Origin of the sequence: Paraburkholderia sediminicola (assembly GCF_046026895.1) — a bacterium.
Lineage (GTDB): Bacteria > Pseudomonadota > Gammaproteobacteria > Burkholderiales > Burkholderiaceae > Paraburkholderia > Paraburkholderia sediminicola_C.
In genome coordinates this window covers 1-1,137 of record NZ_JAQQEU010000232.1, presented here as the reverse complement: position 1 = coordinate 1,137, position 1,137 = coordinate 1, and the positions used below count along the sequence as shown (strand labels likewise).

The 1,137-nt window shown below is 55.1% G+C and carries 1 protein-coding gene and 1 pseudogene; both read right to left on the bottom strand.

The annotated features are described in order from the left end of the window. Nucleotides 1–363: 363 nt before the first annotated feature. Nucleotides 364–765 (bottom strand): GNAT family N-acetyltransferase, encoded by a 402-nt coding sequence (locus tag PQR02_RS40475; protein ID WP_408243393.1) that lies wholly within the window; start codon nucleotides 763–765, stop codon nucleotides 364–366. 272 nt (nucleotides 766–1,037) lie between these two features. Continuing rightward, nucleotides 1,038–1,137, bottom strand: a pseudogene (locus tag PQR02_RS40470) (ferredoxin); the annotation flags it as partial.

Below are 1,137 nucleotides of genomic sequence, written 5' to 3'. Positions count from 1 at the left end.
AAGGTGCAACGGTCGTTAGTACAGTCAGACTGGTGGCATGATCGACCATTGGCCCATCGGGTTCTGCGCACGACGAATGGCCGCTGACGGGCGAAGCCTCAACGCGATACGTCCTTCGAGATGGGGTAGTCGTCCTTTTCGTGCAAAATCTGGCGGTAGCATCGCGCAGAGCCATTTGCAGCAAGGCGCTGCGTGTCCGTGATTGCCGAGCAAACGGTGAGTGTTCAAGTCTTTGATCGATATGGGCTTTTCCAATCAAGCCGCCAGAATTTGCGCGAAAAGGACGAAAACTCCGGTGTCTGCGCGGTGCCGACGTTCGAACGTCGAACCTGGCTGTCCCCAGTGCACATGGTGCCTGGAAGGCTATCCATCCCGTTTCATTAGGGCCGGTGAGGACGAGGGAGGCAGCACCAAAGTAGAAACCTTGTCGTCGTTTTCGATATCGACAAAACCGATTCTCCTGTACCAGTCGTGAGCAGTTCGGTTGGATAGCAAGACATTCAGGTACAGGGGTTTTTCCAGAACGCTGCACAACGATATGACCTTGGCGAGTGCTTGACTGCCGATCGATTTGCTTTGCATCGCTGGTACGATACAGAGCATCCTCAGCCACAGGAGATCTGGTTCGACGTCCCAGTGCACAAATCCGCACCGTTCGCCTTCGCAGGTAATTAATTGGCAAGTGCCTTGACGAAGACTTTTTGCGAATCCTGCTTGTTGTAGGGCCTCGTTCCAGCCAAACGCCGAGGTAACGAAATCCTTCATCGTTCGCCGGTACGTGTCAAATAGCCATTCCGAGTCTCCGGGTACGGCCTGTCTAAAATCCAGATCCATAACAACAGCCGATCGCGTGAGGGAAGTATTCGCCAGAGTAACGGATACGAGGGATTGGACTCAACCCGACAGGGCCGGCGAACGTCAACTGATGCCTTGCCGTTAAACGGGCGGCTCCGTTAACGATCCGCCGATGTGTGCTGCCTGACCCTGCCTCAAATGTTCGCCCAACAAGACGACAAGTCCCTCCTCTTGACCTCATTTCAATCCCACCGCTCATCACGCACCTGAACGATACCCGCCTCGATCCGCACCGGAAACACCACCACATCCTCATAAGCCGGCGGCGCCAACACCTTTCCG

Coding starts and splice junctions, on each gene's coding strand:
- PQR02_RS40475 (WP_408243393.1), bottom strand. CDS start 765: ATGAAGGATTTCGTTACCTCGGCGTTTGGCTGGAACGAGGCCCTACAA.